This is a genomic window from Vibrio sp. DNB22_10_4, assembly GCF_052879755.1.
Map to the genome: position 1 here is coordinate 1 of NZ_JBNNXW010000042.1, position 437 is coordinate 437.

2 tRNA genes are annotated in these 437 nt (G+C 43.2%); both read left to right on the forward strand.

The features are described 5' to 3' along the window. Nucleotides 1-97 precede the first annotated feature (97 nt). Nucleotides 98-174, forward strand: a tRNA-Ile gene (locus ACVA6Q_RS24565). 41 nt (nt 175-215) lie between these two features. Further along, nucleotides 216-291 (forward strand) — tRNA-Ala (locus ACVA6Q_RS24570). Nucleotides 292-437: the final 146 nt, after the last annotated feature.

Sequence of the window (437 nt, forward strand, 5' to 3'; positions counted from 1 at the left end):
AGGGGAACCTGGGGCTGGATCACCTCCTTATACGAATAGATTATTGCGATGAGTGTTCACACAGATTGATTAGGTTTATGAATTAAAGACGATGCTTGGGTCTGTAGCTCAGGTGGTTAGAGCGTTCGCCTGATAAGCGAGAGGTCGGTGGTTCAAGTCCACTCAGACCCACCAATCTTCCTCCCAGATGATTGGCGATAAGCATCAACACTGATGGGGCTATAGCTCAGCTGGGAGAGCGCCTGCCTTGCACGCAGGAGGTCTGCGGTTCGATCCCGCATAGCTCCACCATCTTTAAGTGTTTTCTCTTTGAGAATATTTAAAAATGGTTTCTTTCTTTAAGTAGAAAGCAAATCTCGTTCTTTAACAATTTGGAAAGCTGACGAATAACATTTGATTAATGTTATTCATTTAAAAGTTCTCAAATCCTATGTCTT